Genomic DNA, 23315 nt, shown 5'->3' with positions numbered 1-23315 from the left:
GCATGTTCGAGCCGGAAAACCAGCAGCAATCCGTATGTTTTGAATACATATCTACCACCCGCAACCTCAACCCAGATGTTAACGGCCCACCGGTCAGATCGATGTACTTATAACTTATCGTTCTAAAACTCCCACATCCGAGCCGGGTCAGTTTCTGGGTACCGGCCATTTCGGCGCGGTACAGCGACACCTTCCCCAACGGAAAAACCGGTAAGGACTTTATGTGCGGATTAGCTGGCGAGTTACGTTTTGATCAACAACCTGCAGACCTTGCAGCCATTGAGCGAATCACCCATCACCTGGCCCCTCGCGGCCCTGATGCGTGGGGCTTCCATGCCCAAGGGCCGATTGCCCTGGGCCATCGACGCCTGAAAATCATGGACCTGTCGGACGGTTCGGCGCAGCCGATGATCGACAGCCGACTGGGCCTGTCCCTGGCCTTCAATGGCGCGATCTACAACTTCCCGGAACTGCGCGCCGAACTCGAAGCGCTCGGTTATGCGTTCTACTCCGGCGGCGACACCGAAGTGCTGCTCAAGGGTTATCACGCCTGGGGCGAAGCGCTGCTGCCGAAACTCAATGGCATGTTCGCCTTCGCCATCTGGGAGCGTGATGCCCAGCGTCTGTTCATTGCTCGCGACCGTCTCGGCGTAAAGCCGCTGTACCTGTCGCGCACCGGCCAGCGCCTGCGCTTTGCTTCGGCCCTGCCGGCACTGCTCAAGGGCGGTGACATCAACCCGATCCTCGATCCGGTGGCGCTCAACCATTACCTGAATTTCCACGCCGTGGTACCTGCGCCGCGCACCTTGCTGGCGGGCATCGAAAAGCTGCCACCCGCGAGCTGGATGCGCATTGAAGCGGACGGCACCACCGAGCAGAAAACCTGGTGGACCCTGCCCTACGGCCCACACGCCGACGAGAAAAACCTGACCCTGGAAGACTGGCGTGACCGCGTACTCGACAGCACCCGCGAAGCCGTAGCCATCCGCCAACGGGCGGCGGTGGATGTCGGCGTACTGCTTTCCGGCGGCGTCGATTCGAGCATGCTCGTCGGCCTGCTGCGCGAAGTCGGCGTGGAGAATCTGTCGACCTTCTCCATCGGTTTCCAGGATGCCGGGGGCGAGCGCGGTGACGAATTCCAGTACTCCGATCTGATCGCCAAGCACTACGGCACCCAGCACCATCAACTGCGCATCGACGAAAAAGAGATCATCGAGCAACTGCCCGCCGCGTTCCGCGCGATGAGCGAGCCGATGGTCAGCCACGATTGCATCGCCTTTTATCTGCTGTCCCGCGAAGTGGCCAAGCATTGCAAAGTGGTGCAGAGCGGCCAGGGCGCCGACGAGTTGTTCGCCGGTTATCACTGGTATCCGCAGGTGGACGGCGCGGCCGATCCGTACGCAGCTTATCGCGAGGCGTTTTTCGACCGCAGCTACGACGATTACGCGGCGACGGTGCAGCCGAAATGGCTGACCGCCAATGACGCTGCCGGCGACTTCGTGAAGGAACATTTCGCACAGCCCGGCGCCGATGCGGCAGTCGACAAGGCCCTGCGTCTGGACAGCACGGTGATGCTGGTGGATGACCCGGTCAAACGTGTCGACAACATGACCATGGCCTGGGGACTGGAGGCGCGCACGCCGTTTCTCGACTATCGGCTGGTGGAGTTGTCGGCGCGCATTCCGGGCCAGTTCAAACTGCCGGACGGCGGCAAGCAGGTGTTGAAAGAAGCTGCGCGACTGGTCATCCCGAGCGAAGTGATCGACCGCAAAAAAGGTTACTTCCCGGTGCCGGGCCTCAAGCATTTACAGGGCGAGACCCTGAGCTGGGTCCGCGAACTGCTGCTGGATCCGAGTCAGGATCGCGGCCTGTTCAACCCGGCCATGCTCGACCAATTGCTGACCGATCCACAAGGCCAGTTGACCCCGCTGCGCGGCTCCAAGCTGTGGCAACTGGCGGCTTTGAACCTGTGGCTCAGCGAACAAGGAATCTGATTGATGAAACCTCACGCCACGGCTTACAGCCAGCGACTGCTGCGCGGCCAGACGCCGTCCTACGAACGCTTGCAGGCGCGTCTGGCCGAAGATGGCAGCGAGCCGGCTGCCGAGCCGATTGCAGTGCACTGCGGCTGGGGCCGGCTGCTGATCGGCCACACCTTCCCCGATCCGGCCAGCCTTGCCCGGGAACTGCTTAACGAGCAGCCGGGCGAACGCGATATCGCCTTGTACGTCGCCGCGCCGCAGCAGATTCTCGGGCTGGAACCGACCCAACTGTTTCTCGACCCGTCCGACACCCTGCGTTTGTGGTTCAGCGATTATCGCCAGGCCACCCGCGTGTTTCGTGGCTTTCGCATTCGCCGTGCGCAAAGTGACGCGGACTGGCAGGGGATCAATCAGCTGTATCAGGCGCGCGGCATGTTGCCGATCGACGCCACCCTGCTCACCCCGCACCATCAGGGCGGCCCGGTGTACTGGCTGGCGGAAGACGATGACAGCGGCGCGGTGATCGGCAGCGTCATGGGGCTCAATCACCAGAAAGCCTACAACGACCCGGAAAACGGCAGCAGCCTGTGGTGCCTGGCGGTCGATCCGCAGTGTTCGCGTCCCGGTGTCGGCGAAGTGCTGGTACGGCACCTGATTGAGCACTTCATGAGTCGCGGTCTGAGCTCCCTCGATCTATCGGTGCTGCACGATAACCGCCAGGCGAAAAACCTCTACGCCAAACTCGGTTTTCGCAACCTGCCGACGTTCGCCATCAAGCGCAAGAACGGCATCAATCAGCCGCTGTTTCTCGGCCCTGGCCCGGAGGCGCAGTTCAACCCTTACGCGCGAATCATCGTCGAGGAAGCGCATCGGCGCGGCATCGACGTGCAAGTGGATGACGCCGACGCCGGTCTGTTCACGCTCAGTCATGGCGGGCGACGGGTGCGTTGCCGCGAATCCCTGAGCGACCTGACCAGCGCTATCAGCATGAACCTGTGCCAGGACAAGAGCCTGACTCATAAGGTTTTGAAAGCCGCCGGGTTGAAGGTGCCGTCGCAGCAATTGGCAGGTAATGCGGACGACAATCTGGCGTTCCTTGATGAACACCAGCGTGTGGTGGTCAAACCGCTGGACGGCGAACAGGGTCAAGGCGTGGCGGTGGATCTGCAGACCATTGAGGACGTGCAGCAGGCCATCGAAGCGGCCAGGCAGTTCGACACTCGCGTGTTGCTGGAAAGCTTTCACGAAGGCTTCGACCTGCGGATTCTGGTGATCGGTTTCGAGGTGGTTGCAGCGGCGATCCGCCGCCCCGCGGAAGTGGTCGGCGACGGCCATCATTCCATCGGCGCACTGATTGAAGCACAGAGCCGGCGACGGCAAGCGGCTACCAGCGGCGAGAGCAAAATCCCGCTGGACCACGAAACCCAACGCACCTTGCACGCCGCCGGTTACGACTACAGCAGCATCCTGCCGGCGGGTGAGCATCTGTTCGTGCGGCGCACGGCGAACCTGCATACCGGCGGCACGCTGGAAGACGTCACGGCGATCCTGCACCCGACTCTGGCCGAGGCTGCCGTGCGTGCGGCCCGGGCGCTGGAAATCCCGATGGTCGGCCTCGACCTGATGGTGCCGGCGGCGGATCAACCGACGTACGTGTTCATCGAAGCCAACGAACGGGCGGGGCTCGCCAACCATGAGCCGCAGCCGACGGCGGAGCGGTTTGTCGATCTGCTGTTTCCGCACAGTCAGCCGGCCGTTTGATCTCTCTTCAGCGTCATTCACGCGTTCAACGCGCGAATGACGCCCCGCAACAGGAGTTTCCATGACCACCCAAATTCCCGAACCGGATCTGAACTACCTGCAGAAAGTCCTGCTGGAAATGCTCGCCATCCCGAGCCCGACCGGGTTCACCGACACCATCGTGCGCTACGTCGCCGAGCGTCTGGAAGAACTCGGCATTCCCTTCGAGATGACCCGTCGCGGCACGATCCGCGCCACCCTTAAAGGCAAGAAAAACAGCCCCGACCGTGCGGTCTCGGCGCACCTGGACACCATCGGCGCCGCCGTGCGCGCGGTGAAGGACAACGGGCGTCTGACCCTGGCGCCGGTGGGTTGCTGGTCGAGCCGATTCGCCGAGGGCAGCCGCGTCAGCCTGTTCACCGACAACGGTGTGATTCGCGGCAGCGTGTTGCCGCTGATGGCGTCCGGGCATGCCTTCAACACAGCCGTGGACGAGATGCCGATCAGTTGGGATCACGTCGAGCTGCGTCTGGACGCCTACTGCGCGACCCGTGCCGATTGCGATTCGCTGGGTATCAGCGTCGGCGACGTGGTGGCCTTCGATCCGCTGCCGGAGTTCACCGAAAGCGGCCACATCAGCGCCCGTCACCTGGACGACAAGGCCGGCGTCGCGGCGCTGCTGGCCGCGTTGAAAGCCATCGTCGACAGCGGCCAGGAACTGATGATCGACTGCCATCCGCTGTTCACCATCACCGAAGAAACCGGCAGCGGCGCAGCGGCGGCGTTGCCGTGGGACGTCAGCGAATTCGTCGGCATCGACATCGCCCCGGTCGCGCCGGGCCAGCACTCCAGCGAACACGCGGTGAGCGTGGCGATGCAGGATTCCGGCGGGCCCTACGACTATCACTTGTCGCGGCACTTGTTGCGTCTGGCGGGTGAGCACGAACTGCCTGTGCGCCGCGACCTGTTCCGCTATTACTTCAGTGACGCCCACTCGGCGGTCACCGCCGGTCACGACATTCGCACCGCCCTGCTCGCCTTCGGCTGCGACGCGACCCACGGCTACGAGCGCACGCACATCGACAGCCTGGCGGCGCTCAGTCGCTTGCTGGGAGCGTACATTCTGAGTCCGCCGGTGTTCGCCAGCGATGCGCAACCGGCCACCGGGTCACTGGATCGCTTCAGTCATCAGATCGAACACGAAACGCAGATGGAGAGCGACACCCGTGTGCCGTCGGTGGACAGCCTGGTGGGGCAGCGTTCGGACAGTTGAGTCTGGCCCTCGGCGATCATTCGCCGTAGCATCCCGACATTGATTTAGCCGAGGTGCCCATGCTGATTCCCTACGACGCGCTTGAAGTCGACACCCTCACCCGCCTGATCGAGGATTTCGTCACCCGCGACGGTACCGACAACGGTGACGACACGCCGCTGGAAACTCGCGTACTGCGGGTTCGCCAGGCGCTGACCAAAGGCCAGGCGTTGATTGTCTTCGATCCGGAAAGCGAGCAATGCCAGTTGATGCTCAAGCACGACGTGCCCAAGCACCTGTTCGACTGAAAACGGTCAGCGGGCCTTGCCGCTGGCCTGTTTGCGCTGGATCCGTTCGTAGACCTCGGCGCGGTGCACGCCGACCTGCTCCGGCGCTTCGACGCCGAACCGCACGCTGGAGCCGTTGACCGCCAGAACGCGCAGAGTGATGTTGTCGCCGATGGAAATCAGTTCACCGACAACACGGCTGAGTACAAGCATGGGAGGTGTCCTTCAAGGTTTGCGAGCCTTGAAGATGCGCGGGTTTCGACCGCCCTACAATGCGCTGTGGGCAATTCAGTCATTCCCTACACAGCAAGGCGCGCAAGCCTTCAGACATTTCCTTCAAGCCAGCCATTCAAGTCGCAGTGAATCGTGGACCGAACAGGATCACACTCGCCCCGATCACACACAGCGCCACACCGATCCAGTCCGACCCCAACGGGCGGATGCGTTCGACCACCGCCAGCCAGCCAATCGAAGCAATGATGTAGATGCCGCCATAAGCGGCGTAGGCGCGACCGGCGTAGGTCGCTTCGACGCGCGTCAACAGCAGCGCGAACAGGGTCAGGCTGATCAGCGCCGGGATCACCCACAAGGCGCTCTTGCCCTGGCGCAACCACATCCAGAACGCGAAACAGCCGGCGATTTCGAACAGCGCGGCGAGGAAAAACCACAGGTAATTGAGCATGCAAGACATCTCGTCAGGGTGACTGTTGCGGCCACCCTAACGATGCGGCGAACCCCGGGCAAGTTCAGCCGTTGTTCTGTTTGGCCTTGGCGCGCATCTTTTCGGCCATTGCGGTCATTTCGTTGTACAGCAGCTGCGGATTTTTCTGTTTGAGCGCCCAGGCCATGCGCCCTTGTTCGTGGGGGAGAATCATGAACTCGCCGGCTGCGACCTGTTTGTAGATGTAATCGGCAATATCGCTGGCGGTGATGGGCGAACTTTCCAGCAACTTGCCGACCTGGGCTTTCATCGCCGGCGTCGGGCCACGGAAAGAATCCAGCAGATTGGTCTGGAAGAACGACGGGCAGACCACATGAACCCCGACTTCCTGTTGGGCCAGTTCGATCAACAGGCTCTCCGACAGCGCCACTACCCCGGCCTTGGCCACGTTGTAGTTACTCATCGCCGGGCCCTGCATCAGCGCGGCCATGGACGCGATATTGATGATCTTGCCCTTGCTCTGCTCCAGCAGCGGCAGGAACGCCTTGCAACCCTTGACCACGCCCATCAGGTTGATCGCGATCTGCCAGTCCCAGTCCTCCAGCGACAGCTCGCTGAAGAAACCGCCCGAGGCGACACCGGCGTTGTTGACGATGATGTCGATGCCGCCAAGTTTCACTTCGCAAGCCTGGGCAAACGCGGTCAGCTGGCTGTAATCGCGCACGTCGCAGCGCTGGATGAAGCCGTCGCCGCCGGCCTCGCGAACCAGCTTCAGGGTCTCTTGCAAACCGGGCTCGCTGACGTCGGACAAGGCCAGTTGCCAGCCTTCACGCGCCCAGCGCAGCGCGATTTCGCGACCCAGGCCTGAGCCCGCGCCAGTGATCATCATGCGATTTTGCATAGCAGACAGCCTTGTTGTTCCGGGGAAGATCCGCGGAGTGTAGCGAAGGATACGGGGCGACCCACGCTCCATCAGATTGCTGAATGGCGAGAGCAAACCGCGACAGCAAACGAAATAAGAGCGCGAGCCAAATACCTTAAAAAAACATTGAATTTTCTTTCATGCGCACCAGTCGGAATTTATAAGCCGGCTGGATTTAGTTCAACTTCCAGCTGCCCTTGAACACCAAGACTTCTCAGACGCTATCAACAAGGAAATCGACATGGGCACAATTCTTATCATTATCCTGATCCTGTTGCTGATCGGTGGTCTGCCGGTCTTCCCGCACTCCAGAAGTTGGGGTTATGGTCCTTCGGGCATTATCGGCGTAGTGCTGGTTGTACTGCTGGTGCTGTTGTTACTCGGTCGGATATGACTGTTTGACCGACAAAAAAAGAGGCCCTCTAGAGGGCCTCTTTTTTATTGCGCCGAATGATCAGTCCGGCTTGCCGTTTATGACACCGGCGGTGTTGTCGATCAGGCTCTTGGTGGCCGTTTGCAGGAACGCTTCGAGCTTGAGTTTCAGCTCGGCAGTACGCGGGGCGTCCGGAATGATTTCGGCAGAAGGGTTCGCGCCCAGTTGGTACTGGTAGATCTTCGGCGCCATTTCCTTCTCTTTCGGCAGCACCAGAATCTGGTCGGCGGTAACGATAGCGGTGGTCTGCTCGCTGCCCGACGGTTTGATCACACCAAAACCGGTGTCGCCTGCCGGCAGGTTCAGCAGATCGCGGCCCCAGCACTGATGGCGCACTTCGCCACCCAGACGACCCATGATGGTCGGCACGATGTCGATTTGCGTGCCCACGGTGTGGTCACGGGTACCGAATTTTTCCTGGATGCCCGGTGCGATCATCAGCATCGGCACGTTGAAGCGGCCCAGGTCCATTTCGGTGATCTGACGCTCGTTGCCGAAGCCGTGGTCGCCGACGATGACGAACAAGGTTTCCTTGAAATACGGCTCTTTGCGGGCCTTCTCGAAGAACTGGCCCAGCGCCCAGTCCGCGTAACGCATGGCGGTCAGGTGCTCGTTGAGCGGGCCACGATCGGTGACGCGCTCGACCGGCAGCGGCGTCGGCAAGGCGTACGGCGTGTGGTTGGACAGGGTCTGCAGCAGCGCGTAGAACGGCTTGCCGTTTTCCCGCGCCTTGAGCTCCACCAGACCACGGTCGAACATGTCCTGGTCGGACACGCCCCAGGTCGGATCGGAGAACACCGGGTTTACGAAGTCGTTACGGCCGACGAAGTTGGTCATGCCCTGGTTGCTGAAGAAACCGGACTGGTTGTCCCAGGCAAAGTCGCCGTTGTAGACGTAGACATCGTCATAGTCACGAGCGCTGAGCAACTGCGGCAGGCCGGACAGTTTGTGGCTGCCTTCCGGGGTCTGCATCAGGTATTCGAAACCCGGCAGGTTCGGGAAGCACGCCATGGTGGCAAACATGCCCTGGTGGGTGTGGGTGCCGTTGGAGAAGAAACGGTCGAACAGCAGGCCTTCCTTCGACAGCTTGTCGAGGTACGGCGTGATGTTGCCCGGCGCGCCCAGTGCGCCCACCGAGTGACCGGCCATGCTTTCCATCAGGATCACGACGACGTTCTTGATCGGCAGGGTCTTGTCGGCAGGCGGTGTGTATTCACGACGCACGGCGGCGATATCGGCATCCACCAGTTTGTCGTCCGGCATCACCAGCATCTCGCGCACCACTTTCTGCGCCTGATCCTGCGGCAGTGTGGCTTTCCAGATGTTGTCACGATCTTCGCCCATCCGGTCCTTGGCTGCCGCGATCAGCGACAGCGTGCCGTTGAGGCCGAGCTGGTTGGCGAAGTTCGAATCGGTGGTGTACACGTCACCCCAGCGCAGCGGCGGGCCCTGACGCAGGGTGCCGCGAGCGGCCACCACGCAGATCAGCAGGCACACCACGAACACCGCCAGACGCGCATACCATGGCGCCACTTGACGGGTGCCGACGTTGCCGCCGCTGAACGGGCCACGCGGCCGGGTCAGACGGTCGGCGCCCTTGAACGCCAGGGTCAGGATCAGCGTGCCCACGGCCCACGCCAGCAGGTAACGCACCACCGGGAAACCGTACCAGAGCATGCTCATCACGGTTTTCGGGTCTTCCTTCACGTACTGGAACACCAGGCCGTTAAGGCGCTGGTGGAATTCGCGGTAGAAGTCCATCTCCATCAGGCCGAGGAACAGCGCGATGCTCGAAGCGATGGTCAGCCACAGACGGAAGAACCCGCGCGCCGCCATGGCCCGGGCACTGAACAGCGCCAGCACCAGCGGAATGCAGACATACACCACCAGGCGCACATCGAAACGCAGGCCGTTGGCGAAGGCTTCGAGGAAAGTCGAGGCCGGGGTGTCGAGGATCATCTCGCGGTTGTAGACCAGCAGCGCGAGGCGCAGCACGGAAAACATCACCATCATGACCAGCGCGCACAGAAGCGTGTAGGCCAGATGCGATTTGACGGTCGGTTGCAGCAGGCGACTGGAAGATCGCTGCTGACTCAGGGCGTCCGGGTTTGCCATGTCGTTTTAGGACCCATTGGAAGTTGAAGTTGCAAAAAATACGGCTGCGCCCTGCCCTCTGTTGGCCATTCCAGGCCCCGGGGCTTGCGCGGAGCGCAAATGTTGCACGATCACCGACGGCATTGCCATTGATTAGTGCCCGCCGCCGGACGCTTTCATTCAAGGCATGCTGCATCGATACAGGTGCGAACAGTGCGGGCGAATTGTCTTGAAGCGTTTGTGAAAATTTCGTTCAACGCATATTCGGAAACACAATAAAACCTGCACAACAAAACGCCCCGAGTTCTTCGGGGCGTTTACGGAGGAACGCGGTGCTTACTTCTCGGCGCGTTCTCTCAAGGCTTTCAGGGTATTGAACGGTGCGTCGACCACAAACTTGTTGGCGATCATCGACGGCACGCTGCCGCCCGGCTCGGTGTGAACCTGATAAGTCACTTCAACCTGATCACCCTTTGGCACGAACTTCCAAAAGCCTTTGACCTGCGCGACACGCACAAAGCCCTTTTCTTCAGGGAGGTACTTCGGAACGCCTTCCAGATTACGGGTCAGGCTGCCATCGGCGCCTTCAACAGTAGTGACGTGCAGGATCGAATCGCGCGGAGTCACCGGCCATGGCGTGTTGAACTGAGTGTAGGTCCAGCTCTGATCGCCTTCGTGCTTGAGCAGTTTCTGGGTCTTGCACTCGTGAATCCAGGCGCAGGCACCGGAGACGTCTTCCTGCAGGGCGCGCAGTTTGGCGATGGTGGTCTTCATCACGGTCACGCCTTGATAAGACTTGTAGTCCGAACCCGGCACTTCGCTCAGGGAGACTTTGATGCCGTCTTCGTTCTTGGCGACTTTCCAGTCTTCAGCCTGAGCAGCCGAGGTGGCCAGCACGGCAGTCAAACCACACAACACAGCGATACGATGCAGCGAACCCATAGTCTTATTCCTTATTGTTGAAGTTCCGTTCGTTTGACACATCACGCCGCCGTCATCTGCTCCCACCAGCCGAGCAGTCTGATCGCATCTTCCTGGCTGCTGCCGCAGACTTCCGGATCGGCCTTGAATCCTGAACAGACCGCCGGACGCTCCGGTCGGCCGAAAATGTTGCACAGGTTATCGACCGACAACTGAACGCAGCGTTCACCGGCAGGTTTGCCATCGGGCATGCCTGGAATCGGCGAACTGATGGAAGGGGCAATGCAGCAGGCGCCACAGCCTTCACGGCATTTCATGACGACGCGTTCCTCGCAGCGGGCAATGTGTTAAAGGGACGCGGAACAGGGTAACCGCTTAAACGGCTGTTTTAAATTGCCTGAACCGGGGTTTTTACGCAGAAAAGAAAGTGACTGACCAGTCTCCGACAAAGCGTCTGGTCTGCGGGTCACCGATGAAGACGATTTATTGCTTGAACTCGAAATCCAGCGCCGCGCCTTCGACTTCCCGACGCTCTTCATTGCGCAGTTGCAGCTGCATTTCGTTGCTGAGCAAGCGTCCATTGAGCTGGAACCCGCTGTTCTTGTCACCGAACATCTGCGGCAGGATCGCTTCGCGCTTGGGCAGCGTCACGGAGCCGGGGGGTTTCAATTCCTGAACCATGTCTCTGGGCAGACTCAAGTCGAGCTTCGCAGACGGCAATGGCGTCTTGGCCACTTCTTTCGCCGACTTTGACTTGGTAGCGACCGGTGCGCGCTTCTTGACCGGAGCAGCCTTTTTCTGATGCGTGGTTTTCGCTGGAGCGATTTTTTTGGTCGTCGCCGGTTTCTTCGCGTTGGCAGTGGCCGGCGCCTTTTCCTGCGCTGCAGCCGCCAAAACACCGGGTACATGACCCATCAACAGCAGGCATAGCACAACCCAGGCGGCAGAAAATTTCGCTTTCATGAACCCAACGAAGCTGACGGCAGAGGGCCATATGCTCGCCTGTTGGACGTCACATGACAAGCTCCGCCATTGTTTCAAAATCCGCCGGCCATCTCCTGGCAGAGCTGAGTTGCCAACATGCCGAGGGTCATCAGCGCCCGTTCCGCCTCGCGATTCCACGGGATGCCGCAGTTCAACCGGATGCAGTGGTTGAACTGTTCGGTGTTGCTGAAGATCAGGCCCGGCGCAATGCTGATGCCCTGTTGCAGCGCCCGCACATGCAATTCCTGGGTGTTGACCCGCCCCGGCAGGCTGACCCACAGAATGAATCCGCCGGTGGGCCGGGTCATCTGCGTGCCTTCAGGAAAGTACTGCTGGACTGCCAGCTGGAACGCGCTGAGATTTTTTCGGTATTCCTGGCGGATGTACCTTAAATGCCGGTCATAGCCGCCGTTTTCCAGGTAGGCCGCGATGGCCATTTGCGTGACGCTGCACGCCGAATGAGTGCTGAAGGTCTGCAAGCGCTGGATTTCCTGCTGGTACTTGCCGGCGATCATCCAGCCGATACGCACACCGGGCGATAAGGTCTTGGAAAAACTCGAGCAGTAGATCACCCGATCGAGCCGGTCGTAGGCCTTGAGCGACTTGGTGCGGCCCTGCTCGAACATCAATTCGCCATAGATGTCGTCTTCGACGATCTGGATATCGAAATCCGAGGCCAGGCGCAGCAGCTGTTTCTGCCGCTCTTCGGGCATGGTGCCGCCGAGTGGATTGCTCAGGCGGGTGGTGAGTACCAGCGCCTTGATCGACCATTGGTTGGCCGCCAGTTGCAGGGCTTCGAGGCTCATGCCGGTGGCGGGATCGCTGGGGATCTCGATGACTTTCAGGCCTAGCAGGTCCGCCAGTTGCAACAACCCGTAATAGGTGGGGGATTCGGCGGCGATCAGGTCCCCGGGGCGAGTCAGGACTCGCAACGACATCTGCAACGCATCGACACAGCCGTGGGTGATCACCACTTCCGAAGGGTCGACCACCACGCCTGCATCGCGCATGCGAATCGCCACCTGCCGGCGCAGCGGCTCGAAACCGGGGCTGAACATGTAGCTGAACGCCCGAGGGCTGTGAAAGCGGGTGACCTTGGCCAACTGCTGATGCAGGGCCCGCACCGGCAAATAATCGACACTCGGCACCGCCGCCCCCAGCGGGAACACGCCTTCACGACGGGATTCGACCAGCACTTGCTGAATGATACTGCTGCGGGTGACCAGGCCTGGCCGCTCGACCCGGGCGATGTCTGGCGTGGGCGCCGTCAGTGCGGGAGTCTGGTGCACGTAGTAGCCGGACTGCGGCCGCGCACGGATCAGGCCCTGATCCTCGAGGTTGGCGTAAGCCTGCAACACCGTGGCATGGCTGACGTTGAGCTGCGAACTCATCTTGCGCACCGAAGGCACGCGCTCGCCCGGTTGATAGACGCCACGGCGGATATCTTCGGCCAGCTGTTGAGCAATACGTTGGTAGAGCAAGAGATTGGTCATGACGCAGCACTCGATTTCACGGGCGTTTTATTCTTGTGTGAAACAATACCGGAACAGTTTGGAAGTGTACTGGGACAGTTGCCATATTAGTCAACCATACAGTGCTGTGTCGGTTAAATCTGTACTGCTTTGTGAGGTAATCGACAGACGTAAAAAAACCCGGTGCTGCCTGACAGCCCGGGCTTTCCAGTAACGCCACCCTCAGCGGGCGGCGCCGAGCTGGCCTTTTTCGTCGGAGAACACGATTTCCACTCGACGGTTCTGCGCACGCCCACGCTCGGAAGCGTTGGCGTCCACGGGATATTCATCACCGTAGCCTTCGACCTGAATGCGTTTTTCGTCGATGCCCAGGTCCGTCAGCACGTCAGCTACCGACTGCGCACGGTCACGGGACAGCTTGAGGTTTTCCTGCTTGCCGCCAGTGCTGTCGGTGTAACCCTCGATCCGCACGATGCGTTTCGGGTTGAGTTGCAGAAACTGCACGATCTTCAGCACCACGCGGTTGGCAGAGTTTTTCAGTTCAGCTTCGCCGGTATCGAACAGCACGTCACCGAGGGTCATCACCAGACCACGATCGGTCTGGGTGGTGGCCAGCGCAACGATCTGCTCTTCCAGCCATTTGCCCTGCTGTTGCACGCTCAGCAGTTTCGATTCGCGCAGGGCCAGTTGCAGGCGCTGGCGTTCAAGTTCCAGCTTCGCCACACGTTCTTCGTTGAGCACCTGATTGGTGTGCTCACGGGCGATTTCGCTGTAGCGCTGACTCAGGTAGGCGTAATGCACCACGTCCGAGCCGCTGCCCCAGTACGTCGACAGACGATCGGCGCGGGCCAGGGACTCACCGGCACGGATCACGTCTTTCGGCGCGATACGCAGCACGTTGGAATCTTCCTTGACCTTCTGGAAGTCGGTGCTGGCCTGCTGCAATGCGGATTCGCTGTGCTGAGCGGCGCAGCCGTACAGGCTGGCGCAACCGGCGAGGATCAGAGCGCCGAGGTTTTTGGACTTCAGGCTCATTGGGCATCCCCCAGTTGCTTGCGCAGTCGGACGATGCGGGTGTTGAGCACGTTCACTTGCTCTTCGCTCTTCTGGGTCAACACTTTGGCTTCCGCCAGACGTGCGTCGAGCTCAGCCTGTTCGAAGCGCATCCGCGCATTCTTGTAGGACTCACCCGCCATGCTGCCTTTGGCCCGGTTGAACTTGTCTTCTGCCAGTTTCATTTCCGGCACATCTTCGGCGGTGGCGCCCACGGCTTTGGCTTGCTCAAGGGCCTGCTCAGTCAGGCGCATTTGTTCGTTGGGCGCCGGATCGCTGGCGCAACCGGCCAGGGCCAGAACGGCCATGGCCGCGAAAAGAAGTCGATTACTCACTAAGAATCCCTACTGTTTTGGGGCGCTGACAGGTGGTTGCGGCGGCTGTTGCTGCTGCGCCTTCCAGCGCTCGATGTTGCGTTGCAGCGCGGCTTCCGTCAGGCCGGACGCGGGCAATTCTGTCATCTTTTTGGCCAGCTGTCCGCGCAACCACGGATCGTTGCAGGCCGAGTTGTGCGAAACCGCCAGGAACAGACCGGGCCGGTCGATGGGTTGTTCGAAGGCCAGCAGATCGTTGGCCATGCCCAAGGCCTGCGCGGCCGCCATGCCCGAGTAGCGACCGGCGAGTACATATTCCACTTCGCCCAGCAGAAGTTTCTGAAACGCCTGGGTCAGGTTTGCCGTACGGGTCAGGGTCAATTGCTGCTCGGCGATAGCGCCAAATGCCGGGGTCATTCGAGACTTTTCCGACAAGCCGCCGGTATGCCCGTGCAGATCCCTGGCTTCGGTATAAACCAGCGTCGAGCCCTTGCGCGTCCACACCAGGTAATCGTTTTCCAGCAACGGCGGGTGAATGTAGTCGAGGTTTTCCAGCTCATTGAAGGTCAGCGGCGCGTCGGCCAGCATGTCCATGCGCCCGCTGCGCACTTCGTCGAGGGCCTGGGAACGCTTGCCGGCGTACAGCAGGTCGACTTTGATCCCCAACTCCTTGGCCACCTGTTGCAACAGGTCGGCACTGGCACCCATCAGTTGTTTGGGGTTTTGCGGATCCTGCCATAGGTACGGCGGTGCATCCGGGCTGCCGGTGACGACCAGCCGTTCGCACTTGCCCGCCGCCACCGACAGACCTGGCAACAATGCCAGCCCCAGCAACCACGAGCAGCCCAACCGACGATGCAGATCCATGGCGAAACGCTCCCACTCAAATCCGAGACAAAAAAAAGCCCGACCAAAAGGTCGGGCTCTTTATAAGTGAAGCGGCCGGATTAGACCAGCTTCTCCAGCTCAGGTACGGCTTCGAACAGATCCGCCACCAGACCGTAATCGGCCACCTGGAAGATCGGCGCTTCTTCGTCCTTGTTGATCGCAACGATCACTTTGGAGTCTTTCATGCCGGCCAGGTGCTGGATCGCGCCGGAGATGCCGACGGCGATGTACAGCTGTGGCGCAACGATCTTGCCGGTCTGGCCGACCTGCATGTCGTTCGGTACGAAACCTGCGTCGACCGCGGCGCGCGAAGCACCCACAGCAGCGCCCAGCTTGTCGGCGAGCGCGTAGAGGTGTTTGAAGTTATCGCCGTTCTGCATGCCGCGGCCGCCGGAAACGACGATTTTGGCAGCGGTCAGCTCAGGACGATCGGACTTGGCCAGTTCTTCGCTGACGAAGCTGGAAGTGCCGGCGTTGTGAGCAGCAGCAACCGCTTCAACGGCAGCCGAACCGCCTTCAGCGGCAACCGGGTCGAAACCGGTGGCACGCACGGTGATCACTTTGATCGCTGCGGTCGATTGCACGGTAGCGATGGCGTTACCGGCGTAGATCGGACGCTTGAAGGTGTCAGCGCTTTCTACCGAGATGATCTCGGAGATCTGGTCAACGTCCAGCTGGGCGGCAACGCGCGGCAGGATGTTTTTGCCGTTGGAAGTAGCGGCAGCCAGGATGTGGCTGTAGCCAGCGCCCAGTTCGGCTACCAGAGGAGCAACGTTTTCCGGCAGCTGATGCGCGTAGGCAGCATTGTCAGCGTTCAGGACTTTGCTCACGCCAGCGATTTTCGCAGCGGCTTCAGCCACGGCGCCAGCGCCCTGACCTGCAACCAGAACGTGGATGTCGCCGCCGATTTTGGCAGCGGCAGCCACGGTGTTCAGGGTGGCCGGAGCCAGCACCTTGTTGTCGTGTTCGGCGATTACCAAGATAGTCATGATCAGATTACCTTCGCTTCGTTTTTCAGTTTCTCGACCAGTTCAGCCACCGACTTGACCTTGATGCCCGCGCTGCGTGCAGCTGGCGCTTCGACTTTCAGGGTCTTGTTGGTGGAGGCGGTGGAAACGCCCAAAGCGTCCGGAGTCAGCGTCTCGAGAGGCTTCTTCTTGGCTTTCATGATGTTTGGCAGGGACGCGTAGCGCGGCTCGTTCAAACGCAGGTCGGTGGTGACGATCGCTGGCAGTTTCAGGGAAACGGTCTGCGCGCCGCCGTCGATTTCGCGGGTCACGGCAACGCTGTCGCCGGAGACTTCGACTTTCGAGGCGAAAGTGCCCTGACCGTAGCCGCTCAGTGCAGCGAGCATCTGGCCGGTCTGGTTGTTGTCGCTGTCGATGGCCTGTTTGCCCAGGATCACCAGCTGAGGCTGTTCCTTGTCGACCACGGCCTTGAGCAGCTTGGCCACGGCCAGGGAAGTCAGGTCTTCAGCGGATTCGACGAGGATGGCGCGGTCGGCACCCAGAGCCAGTGCGGTACGCAGCTGTTCCTGAGCGGTGGACGGGCCGATGGAGACGACGACGATTTCAGTCGCAACGCCTTTTTCTTTCAGGCGTACGGCTTCTTCCACTGCGATTTCGCAGAACGGGTTCATCGACATCTTGACGTTGGCGAGGTCTACGCCGGAATTGTCCGCCTTGACGCGAACCTTGACGTTGTAATCCACAACGCGTTTGACAGCTACAAGAACCTTCATGGATTCCTCGTTACTCTCCGGTGAAAAGAAAGTCGCCTAGGCGAACCTGGCGGTTGATGCTCATCGGGCACAAGGGCACCTCTAAAAACGCCGGCTGAACGGGATGACCGTTCGTCAGTCGTGACCGACGAGTCATGCCGCTTCGCGGTGTGTAAACTGCGCGCCGAACCTGCGCTGCGCATCACCGGTTACCGCCTACGCCCTGTCTTTAGAGGTGCTCTTGAAACCACCATTCAGCCTACGGCGAGCGCAAAACCGCCCGTATCTTGACCGGAACGCCCATTCTGGTCAATACGCCAAAATGCCCTGTCATAAGCCGCGCTTCTTTGATTTCTCTGGGCTGGAGCCGATTCAAACAAACGTTTGTATTGGACGCTAGGAGTGGTGTAGATATAATGCGCCGCCTAGAGAGAAAGGTGGTTTGCCCATTATTACCCTTGACGTTAACGTAAAGGCAATAACGGATACGACACCGAACCTCCAAATTAGAAAAAAAACTGTTGAGCCTTGAGTAGGAGATAGCCTGTGGAACGCGAATACATGGAATTCGACGTGGTCATCGTCGGTGCCGGCCCCGCTGGCCTGTCCGCCGCCTGCCGTCTGAAGCAGAAGGCCGCCGAAGCCGGTAAGGAAATCAGCGTCTGCGTGGTCGAAAAAGGCTCCGAAGTCGGCGCACACATCCTGTCCGGTGCCGTATTCGAACCACGGGCCCTGAACGAACTGTTCCCGGACTGGAAAGAACTCGGCGCCCCGCTGAACACGCCAGTCACCCGCGATGACATCTTCGTGCTGAAAAACGCCGAAAGCGCGCAGAAAATTCCTGACTTCTTTGTGCCCAAGACCATGCACAACGAAGGCAACTACATTATCTCCCTCGGCAACCTGTGCCGCTGGCTCGCTCAGCAGGCCGAAAACCTGGGCGTGGAAATCTACCCGGGCTTCGCCGCTCAGGAAGCGCTGATCGATGAAAACGGCGTGGTGCGCGGGATCATCACCGGCGACCTCGGCGTCGACCGCGAAGGCCATCCGAAAGAAGGCCTGTACACCCCGGGCATGGAACTGCGTGGCAAGTACACGCTGTTCGCCGAAGGTTGCCGTGGCCACATCGGCAAGCAACTGATCAAGCGCTATAACCTGGACAGCGATGCCGACGCCCAGCACTACGGCATCGGGCTGAAGGAAATCTGGGAAATCGACCCGGCCAAACACCAGCCAGGCCTGGTGGTGCACACCGCCGGTTGGCCGATGGACATCATGGGCACCGAGAACACCGGCGGCTCCTTCCTCTATCACCTGGAAAACAACCAGGTGGTGGTCGGTCTGATCGTCGACCTTTCCTACAGCAACACCTACCTGTCGCCGTTCGACGAATTCCAGCGCCTCAAGCATCACCCGGTACTCAAGCAGTATCTGGAAGGCGGCAAGCGCATCAGCTACGGCGCACGTGCGATCTGCAAGGGTGGCCTGAACTCACTGCCGAAAATGGTCTTCAAGGGCGGCGCACTGATCGGTTGCGACCTCGGCACTCTGAACTTCGCCAAGATCAAAGGCAGCCACACCGCGATGAAGTCCGGCATGCTCGCCGCTGAATCCGTGGCCGACGCGCTGTTCGCTGAAAAGGACGGCACGGAAGAGCTGACCACCTACGTCGACGCCTTCAAGAAGAGCTGGCTCTACGAAGAACTGTTCGCCAGCCGCAACTTCGGCCCGGCGATCCACAAGTTCGGCGCTATCGTCGGCGGCGGTTTCAACTGGCTGGACCAGAACATCTTCGGCGGCAAACTGCCGTTCACCCTGCACGACACCAAGCCGGACTACGCCTGCCTCAAGCTCGCGGCCGACTGCAAGAAGATCGACTACCCGAAACCCGACGGCAAGATCAGCTTCGACAAGCTGAGCTCGGTGTTCATCTCCGGTACCAACCATGAAGAAGAACAGCCGTGCCACCTGAAACTGACCGATCCGACCATCCCGCTGAGCAAGAACCTGCCGCTGTACGACGAGCCGGCGCAGCGCTACTGCCCGGCCGGCGTGTATGAAGTGATCACCAAGGAAGACGGCGAGAAGCGCTTCCAGATCAACGCCCAGAACTGCGTGCACTGCAAGACCTGTGACATCAAGGATCCTTCGCAGAACATCACCTGGGTGACGCCGGAAGGCGCTGGCGGTCCGACCTATCCAAACATGTAAGTCGAATTGCTGAACATCAAGGCTCCCGAAACGGGGGCCTTTTTGTTCCCCGCGATTTGGTGAAAATCACGCAGCACGCTCATCCCCCGGACTGCGTTCGAAATAGCGTTTGTATTCGCGACTGAACTGCGACGTGCTCTGGTATCCCACCCGATGCGCCACCTGCGCCACTCCCAGTCCTTCGGCGATCAACAACGTCTGCGCCTTCAACAAGCGCAAACGCTTCAGGTACTGCACCGGCGACAGCAACGTGCTGCGTTTGAAGTGTTCGTGAAAGGTCGAAACGCTCATGTTCGCGCAACTGGCCAATGTCTCGACGTTCAACGGTTCGGTGTAATGCGCATGCAGATGACTGATCGAAGCCGCCACCCGGGCGAACTGCCCCTGCTGCTCCACCAGCGCTCGCAGCACATCGGCCTGGGGACCGCGCAACGCGACGAACAACAACTCCCGCACCCGCGCCGGTCCGAGAATCTGGCATTCCAGCGGATCGTGCAGACAACGCAGCAAGCGCTCGACGCATCCGCGCATGTCATCGTCGAGCACCACCGAGGTCATCGACTCAGGTGTCTGCGCCGGAATATGCCGCCCCGGCGCCAGCCCCATGGCCAGCACCAGTTCACCGAGCAGCACCCGGTCGATCGCCACCGATACGCCAAGCAGCGGTGCGTCCGGCAACGCGTAGGTCTCGCACTCAAAGGGCACCGGCAAAGCCTGAATCAGGTAATGCCCGGCGCCGTATTCCATGGTGCGCGGCCCCAGATACGCCAGTTTGCTGCCCTGGGCGATGATCATCAGGCTCGGCTCATAAATGTGCGGGCCACGGGCGACGTCGCAACTGGCGCGCAACACCTGCACGCCTGGCAGCCCGGTCTGGCTGTAACCATCGCGCAGCGCCAGCGGTTCGATCAGCGAAACCAGGGTGGCGTTGGCATCAAGGTGACGGGTCAATTGCATCGGGTGGCTCTTCAGAAAAAATCACGGAAAAAGGGATAAAAGCATCATCGCAGATCCTTTTGCCAATGCGGCCGATCAACCCCGCATGCCGGAGGATTAGGCATGACACCCGGAGGAATCGCCATGGCCGGACGACCGGACGGCGCCCAGAATGCGCCGCCTCACCTGTCACTGCTTTTGCGAGGTTTCACATGTACACCGCCATCGGCTATGCCGCTCAAACGGCCACCACCCCCCTCGCCCCGATGAAGTTCGAACGCCGCAGCCCACGGGCCGACGACGTCGCCATCGAGATCCTGTACTGCGGCGTCTGCCACTCCGACATCCACCAGGCGCGCAACGAATGGGGCATCGCCGTTTACCCGTTGATGCCCGGCCACGAGATCGTCGGAAAAGTCACCGCCGTCGGTGCGAATGTCACTAAACACAAAGTAGGCGACCTGGTCGGCGTCGGTTGCATGGTCGACTCCTGCCGCACCTGCGAAGCCTGCCAGTCGAACCTCGAGCAATACTGCCTCGAAGGCCCGACCATGACCTACGCCACTCCGGACCGGGTCGATGGCAGTAACACCATGGGCGGTTATTCGGACAGCATCGTGGTCAGCGAACACTTCGTGGTGCGCATTCCCGAGAAGCTGGATCTGGCGGCTGCCGCGCCGATTCTCTGCGCCGGCATCACCACCTACTCGCCGCTCAAGCACTACGGCGTGAAGGCCGGCGACAAGGTCGGGATTCTCGGCATGGGCGGCCTCGGCCACATGGGCATCAAGTTCGCCAAGGCCATGGGCGCCGAAGTGACGCTATTCACCCGTTCGGCAAGCAAGGCCGAGGAAGGTCGTCGACAGGGCGCCGATCACGTCATCGTCTCCACCGACGAAGAGCAGATGCAGGCTGCAGCCGGTCGTTTCGACTTCCTGCTCGACACCATTCCGGTGCAGCACGATCTGAACCCGTACCTCGACACCTTGCGCTTCGACGGCGTGCACATTCTGGTGGGTCTGATCGAACCGATCGATCCGCCGGTCCACGCCGCGAAACTGGTGCTGGGTCGTCGCGTATTGGCCGGTTCGCTGATTGGTGGCGTCGCCGAAACCCAGGAAGTCCTGGATTTCTGCGCCGAGCACAACATCAGCTGCGACATCGAAATGCTCGACATCCGCCAGATCAACGAGGCCTACGCCCGCATGATCGCTGGCGATGTGAAGTACCGCTTCGTGATCGATATGGCGACTCTGAAGCTCTGATTCCTCAGACCTTCAAGCCAAGCTCCGCCGAGAGCCGGGCCGTGACCCCTTTGATCAGGGGAATCAGCTCGGCCATTTTTTCCAGCGGCATGTACGGCACGGTGCTGGCGATGCTGATGGCCGCGACGATGCGCTTGCTCGCGTCGCGGATCGGCGCCGCCACGCAGCGGATCGACGGCTCGTTGTCTTCCAGATCGAACGCGTAGCCGCCGGCCACGTATTCGGTCATCCGCTGCTCCAGCTGTTCCCACGACTGCTGAGGGTGCTGCGGCCAGAACTGACTTTTCCCACCCGCCGGCAGGCTGATGTCGTACAGACGCTGCCAGTCCTGCGGTGCGTCATCCAGCATCAGCGCCTTGCCGATCCCGGTTCGCGCCAGCGGCATGCGATGGCCGACCCGCGAGCGCATTTCCGGGCCGTTGCGCCCCGGATTCTTCAGCAAATAAAGCACCTCGTCGCCTTCACGAATGCCCAGGTGAACGGTGTCGCCGGTCAGCGCCGACAACTCGTCAAGATACGGCCCGGCCAGGGTCACCAGCGGTAACTCTTCGCGCGCCTGGAAACCCAGTTCGATCAGCTTCGGCCCCAGCAGATAACCGACTTGCGGCACGACGCGCAGGTAACGTTCGTCCACCAGACAACTGGCCAGACGATGGGTGGTGCTGCGCGTGGTGCCGATCAGGCGGGCGATCTCTTTGAGATCGCGGGCGCCACTGGCGACGGCCTGCACCACACCCAACCCGCGAAGCAGGGTCTGGGTGCCGGTCGGCGCGGCGTCCTTGGCGGTTTTCGGGGCGTCTTCCTGCATATCCAGCCTTTAGCGTTGAGCGAGGGAACGGGCGGCATTATGGTCGCCCGACATAGCCGACTACAACTCGATGCGCTCGACCTTGCCCACCAGCAGCACGTAGGACAAAGCACCGATCAATGCCAGAACCGCGATGTAGGTGATCGCCGGAGCGAACGAATCGCCGCTGGCGAGGAAGCCGATGACAATCGGCGTGGCAATCGCCGACAGGTTGCCGATGAAGTTGAACACCCCACCGGTCAAGCCCAGCAACCGCGCCGGCGCCAGTGTCGAGACCAGCGACCAGGTGATCGACGCCAACCCGTTGCCGAAAAACGCCAAGGCCAGGAAGGCAATCACCAACGGCGTCGACTCGACGAAGTTGGCACCAATGATCGAGGTGGAAATCAGCAGCCCGCCAATGATCGGCAGCTTGCGCGCAAACCCGACGGTGCAGCCGCGACGGATCAGGAAGTCGGAAAAGAACCCGGAGCACAGCACGCCGATGAACGCGGCGAGAAACGGCAGCGACGCCAGCAGACCGGACTTGATGAAGTCCATGCCGCGATACTTCACCAGGTAGGTCGGGAACCACGTCAGGAAAAACCACAGCGTCGAGTTGAGGCAGAACTGGCCGAGGTAGATCCCCCACAACTTGCGTTTACTGAGGACGATGCCGAGATCGGTCCAGCTGAATTTCGCCTTCACCTTGGCGGTTTCGGCGGCGATGTCCACCAACCCGCCGCCCTCGCGGATCAGGTCGATTTCGCCTTGGTTGGCGCCTTTGAAATCACGCGGCTCGCGATACACCGCGTACCAGATCGCCGCCCAGATGATGCCTACCGCGCCGGTCACGACAAACACCATGTGCCAGCCAAATTCATGCTGCAGCCACGCCAGCACCGGGGTCAGAAACGCCAGCCCGACAAACTGCCCGGAGGTGTAGAAACCGATGGCCGTGGCCCGCTCACGCTCGGGGAACCAGGTCGTCACCACGCGGCTGTTGATCGGATACGCCGGCGCTTCCAGCGCACCGACCGCCATGCGCAGCACGAACAGCGCGATGAAACTGGCGGCGAACCCGAGCATCACCGTAGCCAGCGACCACAGCAACAGTGCGACGCTATAAAGGATGCGCGGCGGCACCCGGTCCACCAGCCAGCCGCCGGGGATCTGCATGGCGGCGTAGGTCCAGCCGAACGCCGAGAAGATCAGCCCGACGTGCACCGGGTCGATGCCCAGATCCGTCGTCAGAGCCGGGGCGGCAATCGACAGGTTGCTGCGGTCGAGGTAGTTGATGACCACGGTGATGAACAGCAACACCATGATGAAAAATCGCTTGCGGCTGGGCGTGACTAACGTCGCTTGCCCGGTGAGGGTTTGCGGTTGCATG

General features: G+C 60.8%; 23 protein-coding genes. 7 read left to right on the top strand and 16 right to left on the bottom strand.

What is annotated here, in order from left to right:
- Window positions 1-221: 221 nt before the first annotated feature.
- The 4 genes from QRN46_RS11960 (at window position 222) to QRN46_RS11945 (ending at window position 5282) form a co-directional block, all read left to right on the top strand.
- The gene (locus QRN46_RS11960; protein WP_285354822.1) at window positions 222-1994 is read left to right on the top strand and encodes an N-acetylglutaminylglutamine amidotransferase; all 1773 of its coding nucleotides are present in this window, start codon (window positions 222-224) and stop codon (window positions 1992-1994) included.
- A gap of 3 nt (window positions 1995-1997) precedes the next feature.
- Window positions 1998-3743, top strand: a complete 1746-nt coding sequence (ngg, locus tag QRN46_RS11955) for an N-acetylglutaminylglutamine synthetase (RefSeq protein ID WP_285354820.1) — start codon at window positions 1998-2000, stop codon at window positions 3741-3743.
- Between the two features lie 61 nt (window positions 3744-3804).
- Window positions 3805-4995: an osmoprotectant NAGGN system M42 family peptidase gene (locus tag QRN46_RS11950; protein ID WP_007950879.1), complete on the top strand. Its 1191-nt coding sequence runs from the start codon at window positions 3805-3807 to the stop codon at window positions 4993-4995.
- Between the two features lie 59 nt (window positions 4996-5054).
- Window positions 5055-5282 carry a YheU family protein gene (locus QRN46_RS11945; RefSeq protein ID WP_003192759.1) on the top strand — a complete coding sequence of 76 codons (228 nt, stop codon included), beginning with the start codon at window positions 5055-5057 and terminating at the stop codon, window positions 5280-5282.
- 6 nt (window positions 5283-5288) lie between these two features.
- Here QRN46_RS11945 and csrA read toward each other — a convergent pair whose 3' ends face one another.
- The 3 genes from csrA to QRN46_RS11930 form a co-directional block, all read right to left on the bottom strand.
- A complete protein-coding gene (gene csrA / locus QRN46_RS11940) occupies window positions 5289-5474 on the bottom strand; it encodes a carbon storage regulator CsrA (RefSeq protein WP_201815855.1) in 186 nt (61 codons plus the stop codon).
- Between the two features lie 136 nt (window positions 5475-5610).
- The gene (locus tag QRN46_RS11935) at window positions 5611-5943 is read right to left on the bottom strand and encodes a YnfA family protein (protein WP_197869157.1); all 333 of its coding nucleotides are present in this window, start codon (window positions 5941-5943) and stop codon (window positions 5611-5613) included.
- 64 nt (window positions 5944-6007) lie between these two features.
- Window positions 6008-6823 (bottom strand): SDR family oxidoreductase, encoded by an 816-nt coding sequence (locus QRN46_RS11930; RefSeq protein WP_007950873.1) that lies wholly within the window; start codon window positions 6821-6823, stop codon window positions 6008-6010.
- Between the two features lie 256 nt (window positions 6824-7079).
- Between QRN46_RS11930 and QRN46_RS11925 the strand changes: the two genes are divergently transcribed.
- Window positions 7080-7238: a DUF3309 family protein gene (locus QRN46_RS11925; RefSeq protein ID WP_169432680.1), complete on the top strand. Its 159-nt coding sequence runs from the start codon at window positions 7080-7082 to the stop codon at window positions 7236-7238.
- A gap of 60 nt (window positions 7239-7298) precedes the next feature.
- Here QRN46_RS11925 and QRN46_RS11920 read toward each other — a convergent pair whose 3' ends face one another.
- From QRN46_RS11920 to QRN46_RS11875, 10 genes are all read right to left on the bottom strand, one after another.
- Window positions 7299-9392, bottom strand: a complete 2094-nt coding sequence (locus tag QRN46_RS11920; RefSeq protein ID WP_285354800.1) for an LTA synthase family protein — start codon at window positions 9390-9392, stop codon at window positions 7299-7301.
- Between the two features lie 315 nt (window positions 9393-9707).
- Window positions 9708-10313, bottom strand: coding sequence for an START domain-containing protein (locus QRN46_RS11915; RefSeq protein WP_085655150.1), 606 nt, complete (start codon window positions 10311-10313; stop codon window positions 9708-9710).
- A 41-nt stretch (window positions 10314-10354) separates the two neighbouring features.
- Complete coding sequence (locus QRN46_RS11910; protein ID WP_007950870.1) at window positions 10355-10609, bottom strand: YkgJ family cysteine cluster protein; 255 nt, start codon at window positions 10607-10609, stop codon at window positions 10355-10357.
- 166 nt (window positions 10610-10775) lie between these two features.
- Entirely contained in the window at window positions 10776-11255 is a 480-nt protein-coding gene (locus QRN46_RS11905; RefSeq protein WP_011335399.1) for a hypothetical protein, read from the bottom strand.
- Window positions 11256-11329: 74 nt separating this feature from the next.
- The gene (locus QRN46_RS11900) at window positions 11330-12769 is read right to left on the bottom strand and encodes an aminotransferase-like domain-containing protein (protein ID WP_007950868.1); all 1440 of its coding nucleotides are present in this window, start codon (window positions 12767-12769) and stop codon (window positions 11330-11332) included.
- A 201-nt stretch (window positions 12770-12970) separates the two neighbouring features.
- The gene (locus QRN46_RS11895) at window positions 12971-13783 is read right to left on the bottom strand and encodes an OmpA family protein (RefSeq protein ID WP_011335400.1); all 813 of its coding nucleotides are present in this window, start codon (window positions 13781-13783) and stop codon (window positions 12971-12973) included.
- Entirely contained in the window at window positions 13780-14136 is a 357-nt protein-coding gene (locus QRN46_RS11890) for a DUF4398 domain-containing protein (protein WP_170929392.1), read from the bottom strand. The genes QRN46_RS11895 and QRN46_RS11890 overlap by 4 nt, the downstream gene beginning before the upstream one ends.
- Before the next feature lie 9 nt (window positions 14137-14145).
- A complete protein-coding gene (locus tag QRN46_RS11885; RefSeq protein WP_285354796.1) occupies window positions 14146-14982 on the bottom strand; it encodes a substrate-binding periplasmic protein in 837 nt (278 codons plus the stop codon).
- Window positions 14983-15062: 80 nt separating this feature from the next.
- A complete protein-coding gene (locus QRN46_RS11880) occupies window positions 15063-15992 on the bottom strand; it encodes an electron transfer flavoprotein subunit alpha/FixB family protein (protein ID WP_011335403.1) in 930 nt (309 codons plus the stop codon).
- Between the two features lie 2 nt (window positions 15993-15994).
- Entirely contained in the window at window positions 15995-16744 is a 750-nt protein-coding gene (locus QRN46_RS11875; RefSeq protein ID WP_007950859.1) for an electron transfer flavoprotein subunit beta/FixA family protein, read from the bottom strand.
- Window positions 16745-17269: 525 nt separating this feature from the next.
- On the opposite strand from QRN46_RS11875, the gene QRN46_RS11870 reads away from it, so the two are divergent.
- Window positions 17270-18934, top strand: coding sequence for an electron transfer flavoprotein-ubiquinone oxidoreductase (locus QRN46_RS11870; RefSeq protein ID WP_007950858.1), 1665 nt, complete (start codon window positions 17270-17272; stop codon window positions 18932-18934).
- Between the two features lie 66 nt (window positions 18935-19000).
- Here QRN46_RS11870 and QRN46_RS11865 read toward each other — a convergent pair whose 3' ends face one another.
- Window positions 19001-19891, bottom strand: coding sequence for an AraC family transcriptional regulator (locus tag QRN46_RS11865; RefSeq protein ID WP_011335404.1), 891 nt, complete (start codon window positions 19889-19891; stop codon window positions 19001-19003).
- Between the two features lie 191 nt (window positions 19892-20082).
- Between QRN46_RS11865 and QRN46_RS11860 the strand changes: the two genes are divergently transcribed.
- Window positions 20083-21135, top strand: coding sequence for an NAD(P)-dependent alcohol dehydrogenase (locus QRN46_RS11860; protein WP_221615414.1), 1053 nt, complete (start codon window positions 20083-20085; stop codon window positions 21133-21135).
- A 4-nt stretch (window positions 21136-21139) separates the two neighbouring features.
- On the opposite strand, the gene QRN46_RS11855 is transcribed toward QRN46_RS11860, so the two are convergent.
- Window positions 21140-21943: an IclR family transcriptional regulator gene (locus QRN46_RS11855; protein WP_007950852.1), complete on the bottom strand. Its 804-nt coding sequence runs from the start codon at window positions 21941-21943 to the stop codon at window positions 21140-21142.
- A gap of 60 nt (window positions 21944-22003) precedes the next feature.
- Window positions 22004-23314, bottom strand: coding sequence for an MFS transporter (locus tag QRN46_RS11850; protein ID WP_011335406.1), 1311 nt, complete (start codon window positions 23312-23314; stop codon window positions 22004-22006).
- Between the last annotated feature and the right edge of the window lies 1 nt (window position 23315).

This window comes from Pseudomonas sp. lyk4-R2A-10 (assembly GCF_030209075.1).
Classification (GTDB): Bacteria; Pseudomonadota; Gammaproteobacteria; order Pseudomonadales; family Pseudomonadaceae; genus Aquipseudomonas; species Aquipseudomonas glycinae.
This window is presented reverse-complemented; position numbering and strand designations above follow the sequence as displayed.